This is a genomic window from Helicobacter sp. NHP22-001, from assembly GCF_030270165.1.
Lineage (GTDB): Bacteria > Campylobacterota > Campylobacteria > Campylobacterales > Helicobacteraceae > Helicobacter > Helicobacter gastrofelis.
This window is the reverse complement of sequence record NZ_BSWS01000001.1, coordinates 1-18,010: the sequence shown is the minus strand read 5'-3', so window position 1 is coordinate 18,010 and position 18,010 is coordinate 1. Positions and strand designations below refer to the sequence as shown.

20 protein-coding genes are annotated in these 18,010 nt (G+C 47.5%); 8 read left to right on the top strand and 12 right to left on the bottom strand.

Annotated elements, in window-relative coordinates:
- Window positions 1-4: 4 nt before the first annotated feature.
- From QSJ47_RS00100 to QSJ47_RS00065, 8 genes are all read right to left on the bottom strand, one after another.
- Entirely contained in the window at window positions 5-760 is a 756-nt protein-coding gene (locus QSJ47_RS00100; protein ID WP_285602062.1) for an HpaA family protein, read from the bottom strand.
- A gap of 68 nt (window positions 761-828) precedes the next feature.
- A complete protein-coding gene (gene moaC / locus QSJ47_RS00095) occupies window positions 829-1,299 on the bottom strand; it encodes a cyclic pyranopterin monophosphate synthase MoaC (protein WP_221271605.1) in 471 nt (156 codons plus the stop codon).
- Window positions 1,292-1,819 (bottom strand): molybdopterin adenylyltransferase, encoded by a 528-nt coding sequence (gene mog / locus QSJ47_RS00090; protein WP_221271604.1) that lies wholly within the window; start codon window positions 1,817-1,819, stop codon window positions 1,292-1,294. The genes moaC and mog overlap by 8 nt, the downstream gene beginning before the upstream one ends.
- Window positions 1,816-2,253 carry a molybdenum cofactor biosynthesis protein MoaE gene (locus QSJ47_RS00085; protein WP_221271603.1) on the bottom strand — a complete coding sequence of 146 codons (438 nt, stop codon included), beginning with the start codon at window positions 2,251-2,253 and terminating at the stop codon, window positions 1,816-1,818. The genes mog and QSJ47_RS00085 overlap by 4 nt, the downstream gene beginning before the upstream one ends.
- A 2-nt stretch (window positions 2,254-2,255) precedes the next feature.
- Window positions 2,256-2,477 carry a MoaD/ThiS family protein gene (locus QSJ47_RS00080; RefSeq protein ID WP_221271602.1) on the bottom strand — a complete coding sequence of 74 codons (222 nt, stop codon included), beginning with the start codon at window positions 2,475-2,477 and terminating at the stop codon, window positions 2,256-2,258.
- A 10-nt stretch (window positions 2,478-2,487) separates the two neighbouring features.
- Window positions 2,488-3,681 (bottom strand): molybdopterin molybdotransferase MoeA, encoded by a 1,194-nt coding sequence (locus tag QSJ47_RS00075; RefSeq protein ID WP_285602061.1) that lies wholly within the window; start codon window positions 3,679-3,681, stop codon window positions 2,488-2,490.
- Window positions 3,681-4,256 carry a GTP cyclohydrolase II gene (gene ribA, locus QSJ47_RS00070; RefSeq protein WP_285602060.1) on the bottom strand — a complete coding sequence of 192 codons (576 nt, stop codon included), beginning with the start codon at window positions 4,254-4,256 and terminating at the stop codon, window positions 3,681-3,683. The genes QSJ47_RS00075 and ribA overlap by 1 nt, the downstream gene beginning before the upstream one ends.
- A gap of 27 nt (window positions 4,257-4,283) precedes the next feature.
- On the bottom strand, window positions 4,284-4,892 hold the full coding sequence (locus QSJ47_RS00065; protein ID WP_285602059.1) for a DUF3943 domain-containing protein: 609 nt from the start codon (window positions 4,890-4,892) through the stop codon (window positions 4,284-4,286).
- 754 nt (window positions 4,893-5,646) lie between these two features.
- Between QSJ47_RS00065 and QSJ47_RS00060 the strand changes: the two genes are divergently transcribed.
- A complete protein-coding gene (locus tag QSJ47_RS00060; protein ID WP_285602058.1) occupies window positions 5,647-5,901 on the top strand; it encodes a hypothetical protein in 255 nt (84 codons plus the stop codon).
- A 37-nt stretch (window positions 5,902-5,938) separates the two neighbouring features.
- Here the strand turns inward: QSJ47_RS00060 and QSJ47_RS00055 are convergent, their stop codons facing one another.
- Complete coding sequence (locus QSJ47_RS00055) at window positions 5,939-6,256, bottom strand: hypothetical protein (protein ID WP_285602057.1); 318 nt, start codon at window positions 6,254-6,256, stop codon at window positions 5,939-5,941.
- A 49-nt stretch (window positions 6,257-6,305) separates the two neighbouring features.
- On the opposite strand from QSJ47_RS00055, the gene QSJ47_RS00050 reads away from it, so the two are divergent.
- The 4 genes from QSJ47_RS00050 (at window position 6,306) to QSJ47_RS00035 (ending at window position 11,062) form a co-directional block, all read left to right on the top strand.
- Window positions 6,306-6,554 (top strand): RNA-binding S4 domain-containing protein, encoded by a 249-nt coding sequence (locus tag QSJ47_RS00050; RefSeq protein WP_221271597.1) that lies wholly within the window; start codon window positions 6,306-6,308, stop codon window positions 6,552-6,554.
- A 2-nt stretch (window positions 6,555-6,556) separates the two neighbouring features.
- Entirely contained in the window at window positions 6,557-9,301 is a 2,745-nt protein-coding gene (gene ileS, locus QSJ47_RS00045; protein ID WP_285602056.1) for an isoleucine--tRNA ligase, read from the top strand.
- Complete coding sequence (queF, locus tag QSJ47_RS00040) at window positions 9,294-9,734, top strand: preQ(1) synthase (protein WP_285602055.1); 441 nt, start codon at window positions 9,294-9,296, stop codon at window positions 9,732-9,734. The genes ileS and queF overlap by 8 nt, the downstream gene beginning before the upstream one ends.
- An 89-nt stretch (window positions 9,735-9,823) precedes the next feature.
- Complete coding sequence (locus QSJ47_RS00035) at window positions 9,824-11,062, top strand: DUF2130 domain-containing protein (RefSeq protein ID WP_285602054.1); 1,239 nt, start codon at window positions 9,824-9,826, stop codon at window positions 11,060-11,062.
- Between the two features lie 5 nt (window positions 11,063-11,067).
- Here QSJ47_RS00035 and QSJ47_RS00030 read toward each other — a convergent pair whose 3' ends face one another.
- Window positions 11,068-12,096 (bottom strand): hypothetical protein, encoded by a 1,029-nt coding sequence (locus tag QSJ47_RS00030; protein ID WP_285602053.1) that lies wholly within the window; start codon window positions 12,094-12,096, stop codon window positions 11,068-11,070.
- A 55-nt stretch (window positions 12,097-12,151) separates the two neighbouring features.
- A complete protein-coding gene (locus tag QSJ47_RS00025) occupies window positions 12,152-13,144 on the bottom strand; it encodes an A/G-specific adenine glycosylase (RefSeq protein ID WP_285602052.1) in 993 nt (330 codons plus the stop codon).
- A 124-nt stretch (window positions 13,145-13,268) separates the two neighbouring features.
- On the opposite strand from QSJ47_RS00025, the gene ybeY reads away from it, so the two are divergent.
- Entirely contained in the window at window positions 13,269-13,634 is a 366-nt protein-coding gene (gene ybeY, locus QSJ47_RS00020) for an rRNA maturation RNase YbeY (protein WP_285602352.1), read from the top strand.
- Here the strand turns inward: ybeY and tilS are convergent.
- Window positions 13,603-14,607: a tRNA lysidine(34) synthetase TilS gene (gene tilS / locus QSJ47_RS00015; protein ID WP_285602051.1), complete on the bottom strand. Its 1,005-nt coding sequence runs from the start codon at window positions 14,605-14,607 to the stop codon at window positions 13,603-13,605. The two genes, ybeY and tilS, sit on opposite strands and share 32 nt — an antisense overlap.
- A gap of 105 nt (window positions 14,608-14,712) precedes the next feature.
- Here tilS and QSJ47_RS00010 point away from each other — a divergent pair, with 105 nt between their 5' ends.
- Both QSJ47_RS00010 and QSJ47_RS00005 read left to right on the top strand, forming a co-directional pair.
- The gene (locus QSJ47_RS00010) at window positions 14,713-16,026 is read left to right on the top strand and encodes an NCS2 family permease (protein ID WP_285602050.1); all 1,314 of its coding nucleotides are present in this window, start codon (window positions 14,713-14,715) and stop codon (window positions 16,024-16,026) included.
- A 940-nt stretch (window positions 16,027-16,966) separates the two neighbouring features.
- Window positions 16,967-17,362 carry a tetratricopeptide repeat protein gene (locus tag QSJ47_RS00005; RefSeq protein WP_285602049.1) on the top strand — a complete coding sequence of 132 codons (396 nt, stop codon included), beginning with the start codon at window positions 16,967-16,969 and terminating at the stop codon, window positions 17,360-17,362.
- Window positions 17,363-18,010: the final 648 nt, after the last annotated feature.

Below are 18,010 nucleotides of genomic sequence, written 5' to 3'. Positions count from 1 at the left end.
AACATCAGTATTTGCGTTGGGCTTTTAGATCAGCAATGTCTTTAGCGTAGGCTTGGATCTTCTCTTGGGTCATTTTGGCGTCAATTTTGGCGAGCACAGCGCTAAAGATCGTGTTCAGTGCCTTTTTTACGGCATCGTTGGAGTCGTCTTTACCTTTATACAGCGAGCTTAAAAGCCCTCCGGTGTGCTCGGAGCGCGTGGATTTTATAAAAGGCTCTCTCACATCAATTTCGCTCAGATCAATCATGAACGAATCCACTGCCTCCCCACTCTCGGGCTCAATGAAGACCACTTTAATGTAGCCCATTGCCAAAAGTGCACCTTTGGTTACATCCATGCCTGTGGAGAAAATAAGCCCGGGGCTAGATTTCTTCTGCTCTGTGGTTTTGGGGTCGGGTCTTAACACCACCTCCCCGCTGATCTCTAGTCCTAAATAGTTATCGCGTTTTTGCGAAAAGGTCAAGTCATTTTTATCGCTCACATCTAAGATCGTGGCTTTGTAGCCTTGATTGTCTAGCAGAGCTTGGATTTTTAGAGTGAGCTGCTTTTTAAAGCGGGCTTCATACTCTTTAGCGATGTTGTCGCTGTATTGCAACAAGGGCTTTAAGATCATGATCTGTTTGTGCGTGGCGGGGGCTTTAGCGGTGCTACTCTTATAAGCCAAGCGCAGAGGGACATTATTTGTAACCGTAATATTTGGCCCACAGCCCACAAAAGCGACAGCCAACCCCACCCCGATAAGCCATGTTTTTAGTCGCATCTGTTCTCCTTGAATTAGCGTAGATTTTTTAGATAAAGCCCTTATTATAGCGCATTTATGCTAATAGCTTAAGAGCCCTTATAATCCCCACTTTTGCCCCCACTCTTAGATTCTAGGCGCACATCGCTAATCACCATGCCCTTATCCACCGCTTTAGCCATGTCATAAATCGTTAAAAGCCCCACACTCACGCCCATAAGTGCCTCCATTTCTACGCCCGTTTGCCCCGTGTAGGTTACAGATACAAATAGCTTAAAGGCACAAAGTTCTTCTAACTCCTGCACCTGCACCTGCACGCTAGAGAGGTTTAGAGGGTGGCATAGGGGGATTAAAGAGCTGGTTTGTTTAGCCCCCATGATCGCAGCGATGATGGCGGTTTGCAGCACGGGTCCCTTTTTGATGGTCTGCCCCACAATGGCGTTGTAAGCATCAGCGCTCATAGAAATCTGCCCGCTGGCAACCGCCTTGCGCTCTGTGTGCGCCTTGTCCCCTACATGCACCATTGTGGGGTGTTGGTTGCTGTCTAGGTGGCTAAGCATTTTTGGGGCGAAAGACCTTAATGTTCTCAGGGTTTGCCTCAATGTAGGGACCCCCGATCAAATCAATGCAGTAAGGAATGGCCGGAAACACCGCCTCTAAACACTCCCTAATGCTCTTGGGCTTGCCGGGCAAATTGACAATGAGGCTAGAACCGCAAATGCCCGCACTTTGGCGCGATAAAATCGCCGTGGGGACATATTTTAAGCTCGTGGCGCGCATCAGTTCCCCAAAACCGGGCAACATTTTAGAACACACCGCTTTAGTGGCTTCGGGTGTAACATCCCTTGGGGCGGGTCCTGTGCCCCCTGTGGTGGCAATCAATGCGCAAGTTTGGCTAAGCTCTTTTAAAGTCTGCTCTAATACAGTCTGCTCATCTGGCAAGAGGCGGTAGATAAACTCTAGGGGGTTTAAAATGTATTCACTTAAAACTTCTTTAATGGCTAGCCCGCTCAAATCCTCGTAAATACCCGTGCTGGCGCGATCGCTTGCCACCACCACGCCGATATTGATTGTTGTCATTGCAGTAATCCGCTCCCTTTCAATGGATGGCTTCGATCCTTGGCGTAAATCTTTTGCCCATTTCTTAAATCGTATTTGTAAATGGGGGCGTTGTGCTTGAAATCCTCAATAAAGGGGGCGTACAGCTCCAACGCCTTTTGGCGGTGTGCGCCCATTAGCCCTGTCATGTAAGAGCCTTGCCCCACCAAGACATCGCCCTTTGAGTGCGCCAAACACAAATACACCCCTTGCGCTTTCGCCCGCTCTTGCCATGTGCCAAACCACGCCTCAAATAAGGGCATGAACACCTCAAAACTCAAGCCCTCTAGCCCCTCTTCAGGGCGCACAAAGCCGCTAAAGACGCACAACGCCCCTAGATTTTGCTCCACACAGAGTTTAGACCAAGCTCCATAAAGGGCGTTTGTGTTAAGCGCACCCTCCACAACCTCCAACACGCCTAGCCCCCGCACACGGGCGGTAAAATGACGACCTCATCGCCCGCCTTTAAGGGGGTGTTGGCATCCTCCACGAGCACGCCATTAATGGCAACCGCGCTCATCGCAAGCCATGGCTTGATCTGCGCCTTTTCGTGCAAGATTGCCCGCAAGTCCTTTAAATTCGCAATGTCTAATTCTAGGCTCTCCTCTTTGATCGGCCCTAAAAAACGCACAGACACCATATCAAACTCCTTAAAAAATGTAGTGCAGCAAGAGCGGCACAGCACTGCCCTTTTTGTAAGTCCGCCCCCCCTCTTCAAGCACCAACAAGCCGCTGTGGCCATCGTGCAAATGCGCCCTAGGGCGTAGGCTCGCAAAGTAGCGTCCCCCTTTCAAACACACCGCACACGCCAAAAACTCCATGCGTTCCTCGTGCTTTTCAAAATCCTCCTCTAAAGTGGCTTCTTGGAAGGGTGGGGCGTAGGGGGTGTTGAAGAGTTTGGCAAAGACCGCCGCCCCAAAGAGATAAAAAGTGAGCGCAGCAGCGGGGGGGTTGCCCGGTAGCGCAAGCAAGGGCTTATGCGTGCCGTCTTTGGCGCAAATGCTGTAAGCCAAGGGTTTACCCGGCTTGATCTTTGCCCCCTTAAAGGCGATCTCGCTCACATTGGCGATCGCGTGCTGGGTGAAGTCAAAATCCCCCTTGCTCATCCCCCCCGTGGTCACGACCATGTCGCAATCTCTAAAGGCGTGGCATATGGCTTGCTCGATGCTCTCTTGCTTGTCGGGCAAGAGCGGGTAGAGCACGCCCTCGCCCCCTAGACTCTCAGCCATCGCCTTTAGCATGTGGTTATTCACGCTGCGCACCCCCTCAATGGGCGCACCCACCTCCACAATCTCTGCCCCCCCGCTTAAAATCCCCACACGAGGCCTTTTATACACCTGCACGAAGACTTGGTTGTGCTCGGCGAGTGCACCTATGCCATAGGGTGTGATTTTATCCCCTTTGGCAAGCACCACCGCCCCCTTTTTATACTGCGAGCCTATGGGGCGAATCCAATCGTACTTGCCACTTTTATGTGTTAAAAATATCCGCTCGGCCTGTTCTTGCACCTCTTCCACAATGACAAGCGCGTCCGCCCCGATGGGCATTTTTGCCCCAACAAAGCTTTTAAGGGCGCATCCGGGCTTTAACATGGGAGGCTCTTGCAAGCTGGCTGGGTTGATCCCCTGCACCAAGAGCCCTTGGGTTTGTAACAAGTCCAAATCCTCTAACCTAAAGGCGTAGCCGTCCATACTGGCGGTGGTATGGGTGGGGCTGTCCTTAGGGGCTAAAATGTCCTCAGCCAACACACGCCCTAGGGCGTCTGCAAACAAGACCTTTTCACTGCCAAGAGGGGTTAAAAAACTCGCCCCGATGACCTCTAGGGCTTCATTAAAGCTTAGCATTAAAGCAAATGCCCCATTTTGAGCTTCTTAGTCTGTAGGTAAGCGTGGTTGTGGCAGTTGCTGGGCACTAAAATGCTGCAACGCTCGACCTCTACAAACGCCTCAAGGGCTTCTATTTTCTTGGGGTTGTTGGTGAGTAGGCGGATTTTACTAATGCCGTAGTGCGTGAAAATATGTTTTACGATCGTGTAGTCACGCTCATCATCTTTAAAGCCGATCGCCTCGTTCGCCTCGATGGTGTCATAACCTTGATCCTGCAAAGCGTAGGCGTTGATTTTGTTAAACAGCCCAATGCCCCGCCCCTCTTGGCGTAGGTAAATGAGCATCCCCCCCTCTTTGCTGATGCGCTCGAGTGCCATTTTCAACTCCCCCCCGCAGTCGCATTTTTGCGAGCTAAACACATCGCCGGTGAGGCATTCTGAGTGCACCCTCACTAAGGGCAGATCACCCAAATCTTTAGTGAAAACCACCAAATGGTCTAACTCCAACGCCCCCTGTTGTTCTTTAAAGGATTGTAAGCAGAAGTCGCCAAAGGGGGTGGGCAACTTGGCTTGGTTAGAAACTTGAAATTGCATTAAAACCTCACTTCATGGGAGTTGAATTTAGCATTTTGGGGTGTCTTGTTGGTAAACGGCGTTTTTATTGCATATCCCACAAGCTCTAGCAAAGCCGAGTTTTTGGATGCTAAAGCCGATGAAATCTAAGAAAAAGAGCGCACAGCCCACGAAAAACTTAGGCAGTTTTTTGGACCTTTGTAGCCTCTGGCTGATGCGGTAGAACACCTCGCCCACGAGCGGACCTAGGGTGGGGGTGCAAATCAAGTCTTGGACGCTGGGGATTTCGACAAAAGCCTCCAGTCCATACTCCCAAAAGAAGGTCGACACCAACGCCGTGAACAACACCCCCGTAAAAAACTTATACCCCGCCACACGGGCTTGCATGAAATAAATCGCCCCAAAATAGGGGTGCAAGACCCAATTAAAAATGAAGAGATCGTTGTCAAACACAGGGCCTAAATGGACATTCTCAAGCCAACTCATCAGCCCGAATTTTTGCTTTGTCCAATGCGTTACGCTCTCTGGCATTAAATACAGCCCAATGATGCCTATCACGAAGGCGATCCCCAAGCACGCCACACTCAAACTTAAATAGCGCAGGCGGTGGTTAGGCACAAAGGCTAAACCTTTTTGAAAGAAATAACGGGATAACAAAAAACACCTCTTGACCTAAGTTTTAGCCTATAAAGTTTCGATTTTTGCACAAAGAAACTTAAAACAAGCCCAAAGCTTGACTTGGATCACATTATTAGGTTTTCTTAAAAGAGATATAAGGCCATCATCACTTTGCACGCTACAAACAACGAGTATTAGAAAATAAGATCTAATCTAACCTCAAGGGCTGCACAAAGCCTACAAGTGTCATCTAAACTCTCCTTAACGGATACATCTCTTTGGGAAACCTAGAGCTAGAGCCTACACACCAAACTACCGCCCCTAACTAGATCCATATAGTGGTTAGCAGGGGGAAAGATAAGTATCAGTGATGGCAACTACTGCAAACAACAGTGAGTAAAAGCTTGTAAGCTAATACTAGCGGAAATGGAATTGTAAGCAATATCGATGAGAAATCAACAAAAATAAATTTTAGATAGCTTGTTTGACAAGTATTATTGTAGAACTGTCGCTTATTTTTTGATCCGTATCTTGGTTTAATCCCTCGAAGTTGCGATTTTTGAAAAAAAGATGCATAGGGAGCTAGAGGCTATTAAAACGCAAAGTGATAAGAAAATAGCTGAACGGCAAGCGGTCGATGAGGTTTTAGATCAGCGCATTTATAACAGGAGGGCAAGAGCCCAGAGAAGTTAGGGTAACAAAAGAAACACAAAGGCTCCAAGAGCTCAAACAAAACCTTGCTAAACCCCAACCAAAAACAAGACAATCTTACAGCTTTAAAAAAGCCTGATTAATGGGCAACATTGCCTCCATCAACTTCAAGCCCACAAAGAACCCTATCCAAGAGAAACACAGCGATCGCTGTGTTGCCCCTAGTCATGTGCTCAAGAGTGGGGTAACATCAAGCGCATCCGCACTGGTAGAATTTACCTTAATTTTAGCCGTTTGTGCCTCCAAATTTAGAGTATTTTGCGCCTTAACCTGTGCCGTGCCGCACTCTACCTCAACACTCTTTTGTGCCTTGAGTGTGGCGTTTCACATTCAATGACCAAGTCTTTGAGGCTGAGAACCTTTAACACCTCATCTCAATAAGTGGTGGTTGTGCCATCCTTGTATTTGATGATCTGGATGTCCTCTTTTTGGCTGTCCTCCACCTCTTGGGGCAAAATAGAAGTGCCCAGCACGAGCCCAAAGCGCCCCATTTTAAGATAAAGGGCGGTTTCGCCGATTGTGGGTGGGCTGTAGCTGGCTTTAAACTGATTATGCACCTGCGTATATGGGACAAAATCGCCAATCGTGTTATTGTAGCGGACCTTCACGCTGGATTTTTTGACCTCGACAATTAACAGGTGCTCTTTAAAGATTGCTTGTTTTACCATAAAACTTTCAAAAGTGTTACGCACTACAAAGTGCAAAAGCCCATTTTTAGCCACAGCTTGCTAGAATAGAGAAATGCGTATTGATAAATTTTTAAACGCCACCAACATCACCAAAAGGCGCGCCATTGCGCTGGACATGCTAAATGAGGGCGTGGTTGCCTTAAATGGGCTCAAAGTCAAGCCGAGCAAAGAGGTCAAAGTCGGGGATATCATCGCCATCACCTACTTAGAGCAAACCAAACGCTACGAGGTTTTGGCGATCCCCACGCTCAAAACCATCCCCAAAGCTCAAAGCCATCTATACATTAAAATTTTGGATTAACAATGGACTACAAAGACACCCTGATTTTACCCACCACCTCCTTTCCCATGCGCGCAAACTTGGGCGCAAACGCCCCGAAAGTCTATGTCAAATGGCAAGAAGAGAGCGTGTATGCCCACATGCAAGCCAAGCGCAAGGGGCAAGAGAGCTTTAACCTGCACGATGGCCCGCCCTATGCCAATGGGCATTTACACATCGGGCATGCCTTGAATAAAATCCTCAAAGATGTCGTGGTCAAGCACCGCTATTTTGCGGGCTTTTGCGTGGATTACACCCCCGGTTGGGACTGCCATGGCCTACCCATCGAACAGCAAGTGGAGAAAGAATTTAAAGATAAGGACAATGTCCTAGAGTTTCGCAAACGCTGCTACAGCCACGCTAAAAAATTCATAGACATCCAAAGAAATGAGTTTTTACAGCTGGGCGTGGTGGGCGATTATGAAAAACCCTATGAAACCCTAGACTACGCCTTTGAGGCGAGCATTTATGGCATGCTTTGCATTGTGGCGCAAAAGGGGCTACTTAAACAACGCTTTAAGCCCGTGTATTGGAGTTGGGCGTGCCAAAGCGCGCTGGCAGAGGCCGAGGTGGAGTATAAGGACAAGCAGTCTGATTCGATCTTTGTCGCCTTTAATTTAGCCCCCCAAAGTGCCGCCTTTTTAGCTAAAGAGGCGCATTTTAGCGTCGAGCAAACCCCTAAAGACTTCGCCCTAGTGATTTGGACCACCACGCCTTGGACTTTGCCTGCCAACGCTGCCATCGCCCTAAAGCCCAAGACCACCTACGCCATCACTTCAGCCGGGCACATTGCCGCCCTAGAGCTCGCCCCCAAACTCTTAGAAAAGGGGATTTTAAAGGGTGAGATTGTCGGCAGTTTTGAGAGCGATCTTTTAGAAAAACACGAGGCGATCAACCCCTTAAATGGGCGCGCTTCGCTTGTGGTGCTAGGTAACCACGTGAGCCTAGAAGAGGGCAGTGGAGCGGTGCACACGGCCCCCGGGCATGGCGAAGAGGACTATTTTTTAGGGCTGGATTATGGCTTAGAGGTGCTCATGCCCGTGGATGACTTCGGGCGTTATGATGAAGAAATCCTAGAAAAAAAGCTTTTGCCACAGGAGTTTTTAGGCGCGCATGTGCTTAAAATCCAGCCCAAAATCCTAGAGCTCTTGGGTGAAAATCTCTTGCACCACAGCGTGATCACCCACTCCTACCCGCATTGCTGGCGCACCCATGAGCCGGTGTTATACCGCGCCACCACGCAGTGGTTTATCCTCATGGACGAGCCCTTTTTACAGCCCGACGGAAGCAAAAAAACCCTAAGACAGGTCGCCTTAGAGGCGATCGAGGCCGTGGAGTTCTACCCCAAACAGGGCAAAAACCGCCTCAAGGCGATGATCGAGCAGCGCCCCGATTGGTGTGTGAGTCGGCAGCGCAGTTGGGGCGTGCCGATGGCGTTTTTCGTGGATAAGGAGAGCCAAGAGCCCTTGTTTGAGCCTGCGATTTTAGAGCATATCAAAGGTATTTTTAGCCAAAAGGGGTGCAATGCGTGGTGGGAGGCTAAGACTGCCGACTTGCTGCCCCAAGACCTCAAGCACCTCGCCCCCAAGTTGGAGAAAAACCCACATATTTTGGATGTGTGGTTTGACAGTGGGAGCACCTTTAAGGCGGTGTGTGAGGAACGCCTGAAACTCTACCCCAGCGGCCTTGTGCTTGAGGGCAGCGACCAGCACCGTGGGTGGTTTCAAAGCTCCTTGCTTTTAAGTTGTATCGCCCACTCTAAAGCCCCCTTTAAAGCAGTGTTGACCCACGGCTTTACGGTGGATGAGAAGGGGCATAAAATGAGTAAATCTAAGGGCAATGTCATTTCCTTAGAGCATATCTTAAACACTTATGGCAGCGATATTTTGCGTTTGTGGGTGGTGCTGAACGACTATCAAAACGACCTAAGCGTGAGCGATGCCTTCTTCAAGCAAACCGCCGACAGCTACAAAAAAATCCGCAATACCTTGCGCTTCTTGCTCGCCAACATTGCGGATTTAGAGAGTTTAAGCCCCCTAAACCCCCTAGATGAATGGATTTTGGCCCAAAGCGCGCAAGTCTTTAATCAAGTGCAGGCGCATTTTCAAGGCTACGACTTTGTTAAGGGCTTGCAAAAACTCTTGGCGTTCATCGCTAATGAGCTGAGCGGTATTTACATGGACATTTGCAAGGACAGCTTGTATTGCGACGGCAAAAACAGCCCCAAAAGACGGGGGATACAAACCGCCATGTTGCACTTAGCCCACCAACTCAGTTTTACCTTAGCCCCCATTTTGACCTACACCATTGAGGAAGTCTTTAGCCACGCCAGCTCCCTATTTAAAGAGGTGGCATTAAGCGGAACAAGCGTCTTTGATTTAAAAGAGCCCACCCTACACCCCAATGAGGCTCTGCTTGAAGAGTTTAAAGCCCCCTTGCACCTACGCACCCTCTTTAGCGAAGCCCTAGATTGCCTCAAAAAAGACAAGCAGGTTAAAACCTCTTTAGAGCTAGAAATCCATCTCAAAGAGCCGGACGACTTCAAGCATTACGCCGAATGGCTGATGGTTTCTAGCGTGTGCGCCAAGCAAGACAACGCCCTACTAGACACCTCCGCCTTCACGCTTTACAAAGCCAAAGCGCATAAATGCCCCCGCTGTTGGCAATTTACCAGCCACAGCGCGCTAGAACCCTGCGCTCGTTGCGCTAAGGTGCTAGAACATGCCTAATTACGACCTACACCACTTGGGGGCTAAAACCCCCTACATTGACAAATACGACCCCACCCTACTAGAGGCCTTTGCCAACCCCCACCCAAGCCTAGACATTTTCACCCGCTTAGTGAGCGCGGAATTTACCAGCCTCTGTCCCATCACCGCCCAGCCCGACTTCGCCACCATTTACATTAACTACATTGCCGACTTAAAAATGGTGGAGAGTAAGTCCTTAAAACTCTACCTCTTCAGCTTCCGCAATGAGGGGATGTTTGGGGAGGATTGCGTGGGTAAAATCTTAAACGACCTAGTCGCCTTACTTCAGCCCAAATATTTAGAGGTGTTAGCCAAGTTCACCAAGAGGGGCAGCATTGCCCTAGAGCCCTTTGTCAACTACGCCACCCCCGACTATGCGGATTTAAAAAGGCAGAGATTAGGAAGATATTAGGGATTATCAAATTCTTTAAACACGCAACCCCCCCAAACTTTAGCCCTTTTGTGTTAGGATAGCCCTTTACTTTTGGCTAAAGGACACCTATGCAAACCCTCATTTGCCCCCACTGCTCTAAACCCATTGACGCTAATGATGCGCTCTTAGCCCCCTTAAGGGAGCAGTTTAAAAAGGAGGTGGAAGACAAACGCCACGAATATAAGCAGGCATTTAAAAGACTTGAAGAGCAACAAGAAGCCTTTGATAAGAAGATGCAAGAGGGCATTAACCAAGCTTTGCAGGAGCAAAAAGCCCGACTAGAGGCTGAGACAAGTGCCCAAATGGCAAAAGAGAGGGCAAAAATGCAAGCAGACATTAAAGCCCAAATGCAAGCCGAACAGCAAAACGCCTTCAAGGCGATGGAGCAAGAGTTGCAAGAAAAATCTAAGCAACTGCAAGAATTGCACGCCCTGCAAGCCAAAAACGCCCGTTTAGAAAGAGAGAAAGAGGAGATGAAATCAAAAATCGAGGCAGAAAGTGCCTTGAACCTAACCGCCCAGCTAGAGGAGGAGAAGGCGAAACTACAGGCTTTCTTTGAGGTGCAATTCACGCAGTTAAAGGAGGAGAACCGCAAGCTCAAAGAGGGGATCAGCCAAGTGAATAAGCGGGCGGAACTCACCTCCCAGCAACTGCAAGGCGAGGCACAAGAATTAGCCATTGAGGCGTATTTGAAAGCCCAGTTCCCTAAAGACACCATTGCCGAAGTGCCAAAGGGGCAGAAGGGGGCGGATTGCTTGCAGAAGGTGCATAATGAGAGGGGGGTGTGCTGTGGGGTGGTGTGCTATGAGAGCAAGCGGACCAAGAATTTTGACCACAAGTGGATCGCTAAGCTTAAGGCGAATGTGCTGGAGGCGGGGGCTGAGGTGGGGGTGTTGGTGAGCGAGGCGATGCCTAAGGGTTTAGATAGGATGGGCTTATTAGAGGGGGTGTGGGTGTGTAGCTTTCAAGAGTTTAAGGGGCTTAGTGTGGTGCTAAGGGAGATGGTGGTGCGCTTGCACGGGGCGTATAAGAGCCAAGAGAATAAGGCGGATAAAATGCACTATCTTTATGACTATCTCACTAGCCAAGAGTTTAGCCAGCATGTGCAGGGCTTGGTGGAGAGCTTTGTCGCCTTGCAAAGGGATTTAGAGGATGAAAAGCGGGCGATGGAGAGGCTTTGGAGCAAAAGGGAGAAGCAGATTAAAAAAATCTTATCCCATGTCAATAAAAGCTACGGCTCTTTAGAGGGCATTGCTGGACTGGACATGCCAGCAATGCCGGCGTTGCAACTACCGGCTGAGGGGTAGGGGGGTTAAAGGTCGAGTTCTAGGTATTGCAAAGTTCGCTCACCTAGCCCAAAACTTTGCCCCGCAAAACTTTTACCTTTGATTTTCAATGTGCGTGTGATGAATAGCCAAAGTGGGATATGTTTAAGTGGTTGGTTATTTTCGTCCATAGGTTCTATTCCAAAAGAGAAGTCTATAGACGCAAAACAAACAATCTTGCCAAAATCGTGGGCTTGTGTTTGTAGTGCATGAAAATCTAAAGTGATTTCGCAGATCTCGGTGTATCTGTCCATGCTTAGCATGTCGGCTAGTTCTTCGATAGTGCCGGCAATTTGTAACTTTTCTATCCATGCCTTTTCAAGCTCACTTGCCTTAAAGACAGGGCTTGCTAACAAATAAAATAGGAGTGCTCTAAAGGCTTGTCGGTCGCCATTTTTATTTTTTGTGAGTGCTCCTAAATGGTCTGCAATTTCGTTTTTGTCTTTTCCCAAAAAATCCGCATAACCTTTAAGCAACTCTTTTAGGGTCGCCTTGCCTGTTACTAAACCTTTAGCGTTGAGAAGTTTATATTTGAGTGCCTTATAATCCCACGACCTTTCTTCAAGTGTTTTATAGTGGCTGACTAATGTTTCGCTAGGCTGCGTTGGGGTTTGCGTGTGAGGGGGGGGGGGGGGGGTAACTAGGGCATTTTGCGTGATAGTGGGGATTAGGGCTTGTTCTTTAGGGGCAAGGGGGATTAAGGATTGGGCTTTAACTTCAGCTTTTGCCCTCTCTTGCTCTTGGGCGTGCTCCTCTAAAATGGCACTGATTGTTTCTAAATCCGCCTCAATGCCAAAGACCCCACAAAGGGCATTTAAAATTTCTGCGTCCTCTGTGGCATTAATGGCTTCTATGCCTTGTAGCTCGTTTTCATACCCTCTTGAGCGTAACCAACGGCTTAAAGTACCGCTTTTGTAGTGCTCCAAAATGTCTAAGAGATTAAAATGCTCTTTCAACTGCTCTAAACTCGTAACTTTAACTCCATCGCAACTTAGGGCAAACTTGGCTAATTTCATGGGCTCTCCTTAAAAAATAAGACCTATTATAGGATTTTTTGCTTTAGCTTGTGGCTTAAAGGTTTAGGATAGGCAAGGTGTGCATTATTTTAAGACTCAAAGAACTTTTGGGGGTGTGTTTGAAGTCTTGTAGGGGGATTTTGACTAGGTTGGTGGGGTCTAGGTCTGCTAGAGTGGCTTGGTAGATTTTAGCACTTAGGCGGTATTTGGTGTAGCTGTGGCGCACTTGGGCTAGTAGGGGCAAGTTAATATGTTCTTGTTCTTTAAGTAAGGGGAATTGGTGCAAGTGTGCGTATAGCCCCTTTTTGGCGCAAGTTAAATATAAAAACCCCTCTTGCACACACACACCGTAATGCTTGGTGATGGGGGTGCTTGGGGGCTTTTTTGCCACGCTAAAACGCGTTAAATTGTGTTTGCCCTTGCAGGCTTGTTGGAGGGGACATAATAAACAAGCGGGGTTAGCGGGGGTGCAAACAAGTGCGCCTAAGTCAATCAAGGCTTGGTTATGATCAAAGGGGTTTTCTTGGTTTAAAAACTCTAGGGCTTTAACTTGCAAGAGTTTGGCTAGATTTGGGCTTTTAGGGTCTATGCCAAAAAGGCGCAACAGCACCCGGGCAACATTGGCATCCACCACCCCCACCGCCTGTTTGTAACCAAAGCATAAAATCGCATTGGCGGTGTAATCGCCCACGCCCGGCAAGGCTCTTAGGGCGTTGTAGTCATTGGGTAGTTCGCCCCCGTGCAATTCACAGCAAATTTTGGCACTCTTGTGTAGATTCTTTGCTCTTGCGTAGTAGCCTAGCCCTTGCCACAATAATAAAACTTGCTCTAGCTTGGCTTGGGCTAAGTCTTTGAGAGTGGGCATGGCTTTTAAAAAAGGGGGGTAGAATTTGTCTAGCACCACGCCAATTTGGGTTTGTTGGGACATGATTTCGCTGACATAGACTTCATAGGGGGCGTTTTCACCTTTTAAGTGGCGGATAGGCAGGTCTATGCGCCCACTGGTGGCATACCACTTTAAAAGGGCGGTGTGGTGGGGTTTAAACATGGCTTCTCCAAAAGTGGGTATTATAATGCTTTTCTCTTAAAGGGGTGCTATGGAGTTTCAAATCGATTTAATCGATGAAGTGCAAAGTGGGCTAGGGGATTTAAGGGCGCACTTAACCCCACTTATGGCGCATTTAGGCAAGGCGGGGGGGGTGGAATTGGTGTTAGTATCTGCTGAGCGCATACAAGAGTTGAATCATTTATATCGTGGGTTCAATAAGCCGACAGATGTTCTAAGCTTTCCCATTTCCATGCCCTTTAATGATTTTTTAGGCAGTGTGGTGGTGAATATCAAATTAGCTAAAGAAGAGGCGCAAAAGCGTGGGCATAGCCTCTTAGATGAGGTTACGCTATTGTTCTTGCACGGCTATTTGCACCTACTAGGCTACGACCACGAAAAGGACAGCGGAGAGCAAAGAGCCTTAGAGCAAGAGATCATCAACACCTTTAACCTACCCCCTAGTTTGATTGTGCGGACTGAAAGTCTTTAAGTGTTGCTAGAGTGTTTTCCCACTCTTGGCTAAAGAAAAGGGGACGCACCAAAGGGGGGATCTGTAATTTACGGCAAGCCTCTTTAAAAGGTTTTGGCAAGCTGGGCTTAGCCTCCAAAGCCCTAGCCACATAGACAAGCCCCCCTCCACACCCCACCACAAACCCCCCCCCCACGACCCCGTTAAAGTTATTTTGTGCTAGCTCTAGGCGTTGTTTGGCACTTAAAACATAGCCTAGTTTTTTAAGCAGGCTATCTATGTAGTAGAGATTTTGCCCCCCCGCTTTAAACACAAACACGCCCTTAAGCTCAAGATAGTTTAGGGGCGGGTAAAGGCTTTGTTTTTCTAGCTCTAGGGCTTGAAAACTGCGCACCACCCCCCTAGCCCCCATCAAGTCTAAAAAAGGCGTGGCTAGGCTATGGCGGATTAGATTGCGTTTAAAGCGCAAATCGTTGTTTGTGCTGTCTTCAAAGTAGCGGTGCTTATGGGCGTGTAGATAGTCTAGTAGGGCAGCCTTTGGGGTGTAAATTAAGGGGCGCACTAGGGTGTAGTTTGTGCGTGGCTCTAGGGCACTAAAGCCTAGCAGGGTTTGCAAACTCGCCCCCTTGGCTAGTTGCATCAAAAACCACTCTAATTTGTCGTTCAAGTGGTGGGCTAAAATTAAATGCGTGTAGCCAAACTCCTTTATCAAACCCTCAAAGAAAAGGTAGCGTGCTTGGCGCCCCTTGGCTTCTAAATTGCCCCCTTGTAGGTGCACTTTTTTTACATGGACTTTTTTACCATGCCTTGCCCCTAACTCTTTGGCATAGGCGACCTCTAAACTTGCCTGCGCCCTTAACCCATGATTTAGAATCGCTAAATCAAAGGGCAGTCCCCGTTCCAAGAGTAAATAAAACAACGCCACGCTATCGCCCCCCCCCGAAAAGCCTAACAGTCCTAGCCCCTCTAAGCCCTCTAAGCCCTCTAACACCACTATTTAAGCCCTATTTTAGTTTGCTTCAATACAATGCCCCTTATTGTTGCTCCATTTACCCTAGATTAACTTTAACCCATTCTACAAATAAGGAGCAACCCGAGTATGTTAGCGTTTTTGTCCAAGTTTTTCCACTTCAAAGAGCGCAACACTTCGCTAGGCATCGAGACCCTAGCTGGCTTGACCACTTTCGTAACCATTTCTTACATTGCCATTGTCAATCCCGCCGTGTTGCAAAAAGCGGGCATGGATTTTGACGGCGTGTTTGTGGCGACCCTGCTAGCCACCATTGTTGGCACTTTGATCATGGGGGTTGTGGCAAATTATCCCATTGCCATCGCTCCGAGTGTGGGCATGCACGCCTATTTTGCCTTTGTGATCGTGCTTGGCATGGGCATTTCATGGCACACCGCCCTAGGCAGCGTCTTTTGGGCTTCTTTGATTTTCTTAGCCCTGTCCTTGACGGGCTTTAGAGAGGCTTTGATCAAGGCGATCCCCACCTCCCTAAAAGCGGGCATCACTTCAGGCATCGGGCTTTTCATCGCCTTCATTGGCATGCAAAACGCCCATCTAGTCGAGCCCTCCAGCGCGACCATCATCACGCTAGGCAACTTCTCTAAGCCCATCGCCTATATGTCCTTAATCGGGCTGTTTGTTACCATTGTTTTATTAGTGCATCGCGTCAAGGCGGCGATCTTCTTAGGCATTTTGATCACCGCCCTTTTAGCCCTGCTCTTAGGGCATTTAAAACTGCCTGAGCATTTGTTTGAATTGCCTAAGCATTGTGATAGCACCTTTTTTAAGCTAGACCTCTTGGGGGCGTTAAAACTCGACCTTGGGGCGGTGATCTTCACCTTTTTTTTAGTCATGCTCTTTGACACCACGGCAACCATGATCGGAGTGGCGCAACAAGCCAATTTAATGCAAGGCGATCGCTTCTTAAACGCCAAAAGTGCGCTTTCTGCAGACGCGATCGCCAGCGCAGTGGGGGCAATAGCCGGCACTTCACCCACCTCTACCTACATTGAATCGGGGGCGGGAGTGAGCGTGGGCGGGCGCACGGGCTTTACTTGCGTCATTGTTGCCTTGCTCTTTGCCTCTTTAATCTTTCTAGCCCCCCTAGCAAAAGCTCTAGCCAGCGTGCCCGCCATCACCTCCCCGGCCCTCATCATTGTGGGCTTTATGATGATGAGCCATTTGGGCGAAATCGATTGGAATGATTTAGAAGAGGCCCTGCCCGCCTTTTTCGTATTCTTTTGGATCCCCATTTCTTTTAGCATCACTAATGGCGTGGGCATCGGGCTCATTGTCTATCCGCTCATTAAAATTGTTCGGGGCAAGTTCAAGCAAGTCCACCCCTTGCTCTACCTCTTCGGGGCGTTGTTTGTGGTGCAGTTTGTGATTGATATGCACGGGTGATTAGATAATGTTGCGTAGCCAGTTTTATGAGTAAACTCGCACACAAGGGGACCATTGCCTTAGAATAAATTGAGTGCAAAATATGGGGTAATCTAAGCTCCAAGTAAATGGAAACGAAACGACTAGGGGGACTTTCTAATCCCTATATTTTAGCGAGCGTTGGTGGCAAAGCCGTATCTCAAGGATGACAAGGCTAATCTACTCCACACTTCACTAAAATCAATCTTGAAAAAAGGATTAGAGAATTATGAGTAAAAACAAACAAGATCCAAAGCTCACAACTTGCAGTGTATTGATTAGAATACAAGAGAGTTAGACAATAAATCTCACACCAAAAGGCTTAAAACCATAAGATCCAAAGGTCAAGAACGCACCTAAATTATCAAAGTGAAACATGGTACAGATAATTTGTAATTTTTAATTGACAAGTTAAAAAAGATAACAGATAATTTTATTAGTCTAAAAGTCTAAAATGAATACCTAATCCATTTTAGAATATATATCCAAGGCTAAGCATAAAGTAGCCAAATTGCAAAACATTTGCAGATGCAGAGCCTTTTACTATCGAAGTGGGTATACTTCAACTATGTTTAACCTAGAAAATTCCATGCAAGACTTAAATCTCGACTTTGATCTTGCCAAAAAGTAATGGGGCGATCGAGTGGCGGTGGGTAGTGGGGCGTTTCGTGAGCATTCTTGACTTTTGTGGAGAAATTGCTGGAGTATTTCCACTTTGAAACTTAGCGAGAAATGGCAATCGCTTTTGGGATTTAGATCGGTATTTTCTTCACCATCTGCACTATCAAAAAATAGTATATAAACATGAAAAATAATATGAAAATATAAAAAAAATGCTATAATGCACCCTGATAAACCTTAGAAACTTTGGCTTTCTTAAAGTTTCTTGGTTTGTTTGATTCTTAGAAACTAGGGGTTTGACATGTGCCTAAGAAGCGTAAGTGCGTATTTTGAAATGGCTGTGATCGCTTGCACTTGTAGAGATTATAACAAGGCTAAAGATCTTTACTCTAAGGCGGGAGAGTTAGCCTACGCCCGAAAATGTTATCGATTGGGGATGTTGTATTTTAAGGGTGATAGCGTGGTGGAAGACAAGGATATGGCTTTTAGCTATTTCCTCAAAGCCATTAAACACGGAGAGGTGAGAGCCTATCACTCCTTGGGGCTTATCTACCAATACGGGTATGGAAGATCACAAGATGTGGCTAGAGCCGTGAAGTGCTTTCAAAAGGGAGTAATGATGGGAGATGCTCTTGCACAAGTTGCTTTGGAAAAAATCTTAAAAGGCCATGCACGCTATCTTATACGAGCAACGTAGTGGCTCGTATTGTCTTGTTTGTCTTCGTGCCGCAATTGGTTATTGCCATAGGGGGCTCTGCGCTTAGTGCCTAACTTGAAGGGAGATTGAGCACTAGGGGGTTTTCCGTATCTTGTCTGTAACCGCTTGTAGGTGTTGAAGAGTTCTTTGCTCCAATGGTCGCGTTGGTTGTCATCTTTATATTGTCTTAGATACCGCAGCCGATTGATTTTTTACGCTAATGCGTTGTATTTTTTTTTGCGTTTGCCACACTTAAAAGAACCACCATAAAACTAAAACCAAAAGACATTAAAGCATGGTTTTTAAGAAAATGGTGGATCTGGGAGAGTAGGTAGGGGATCTGAAACGAGAGTTTGCATGCGCACTGCAAGATAAAGCATTTTCAACTTTTATGGGTATTTTTGGACTAGGCTGGGTAAAGGTTCGTATACAAAATACATAATGTAATTACAGCGTAGTATGAACTATGACGCACTGCGCGTAAATTGTACACAAATTGGCTATAAATTAGCTGCTAAAGTAATAAGATTCTATATAGTGAATCACCCACCCGCTAAAGACGGGTGGGCTTCTTGCTTCAACGATCCATAACTAGCTATATCCAGTATGTAGCCATACTTGGTTACAACCCCATCAGCGGAATCTCCA

Excerpts from the sequence above, each read along its gene's own strand:
- QSJ47_RS00100 (WP_285602062.1), bottom strand. The coding sequence starts at position 760 with ATGCGACTAAAAACATGGCTTATCGGGGTGGGGTTGGCTGTCGCTTTT.
- moaC (WP_221271605.1), bottom strand. The coding sequence starts at position 1,299 with ATGCTTAGCCACCTAGACAGCAACCAACACCCCACAATGGTGCATGTA.
- mog (WP_221271604.1), bottom strand. The coding sequence starts at position 1,819 with ATGACAACAATCAATATCGGCGTGGTGGTGGCAAGCGATCGCGCCAGC.
- QSJ47_RS00080 (WP_221271602.1), bottom strand. The coding sequence starts at position 2,477 with ATGGTGTCTGTGCGTTTTTTAGGGCCGATCAAAGAGGAGAGCCTAGAA.
- QSJ47_RS00075 (WP_285602061.1), bottom strand. The coding sequence starts at position 3,681 with ATGCTAAGCTTTAATGAAGCCCTAGAGGTCATCGGGGCGAGTTTTTTA.
- ribA (WP_285602060.1), bottom strand. The coding sequence starts at position 4,256 with ATGCAATTTCAAGTTTCTAACCAAGCCAAGTTGCCCACCCCCTTTGGC.
- QSJ47_RS00060 (WP_285602058.1), top strand. The coding sequence starts at position 5,647 with ATGGGCAACATTGCCTCCATCAACTTCAAGCCCACAAAGAACCCTATC.
- QSJ47_RS00050 (WP_221271597.1), top strand. The coding sequence starts at position 6,306 with ATGCGTATTGATAAATTTTTAAACGCCACCAACATCACCAAAAGGCGC.
- ileS (WP_285602056.1), top strand. The coding sequence starts at position 6,557 with ATGGACTACAAAGACACCCTGATTTTACCCACCACCTCCTTTCCCATG.
- queF (WP_285602055.1), top strand. The coding sequence starts at position 9,294 with ATGCCTAATTACGACCTACACCACTTGGGGGCTAAAACCCCCTACATT.
- QSJ47_RS00035 (WP_285602054.1), top strand. The coding sequence starts at position 9,824 with ATGCAAACCCTCATTTGCCCCCACTGCTCTAAACCCATTGACGCTAAT.
- QSJ47_RS00030 (WP_285602053.1), bottom strand. The coding sequence starts at position 12,096 with ATGAAATTAGCCAAGTTTGCCCTAAGTTGCGATGGAGTTAAAGTTACG.
- QSJ47_RS00025 (WP_285602052.1), bottom strand. The coding sequence starts at position 13,144 with ATGTTTAAACCCCACCACACCGCCCTTTTAAAGTGGTATGCCACCAGT.
- ybeY (WP_285602352.1), top strand. The coding sequence starts at position 13,269 with ATGGCGCATTTAGGCAAGGCGGGGGGGGTGGAATTGGTGTTAGTATCT.
- QSJ47_RS00010 (WP_285602050.1), top strand. The coding sequence starts at position 14,713 with ATGTTAGCGTTTTTGTCCAAGTTTTTCCACTTCAAAGAGCGCAACACT.
- QSJ47_RS00005 (WP_285602049.1), top strand. The coding sequence starts at position 16,967 with ATGTGCCTAAGAAGCGTAAGTGCGTATTTTGAAATGGCTGTGATCGCT.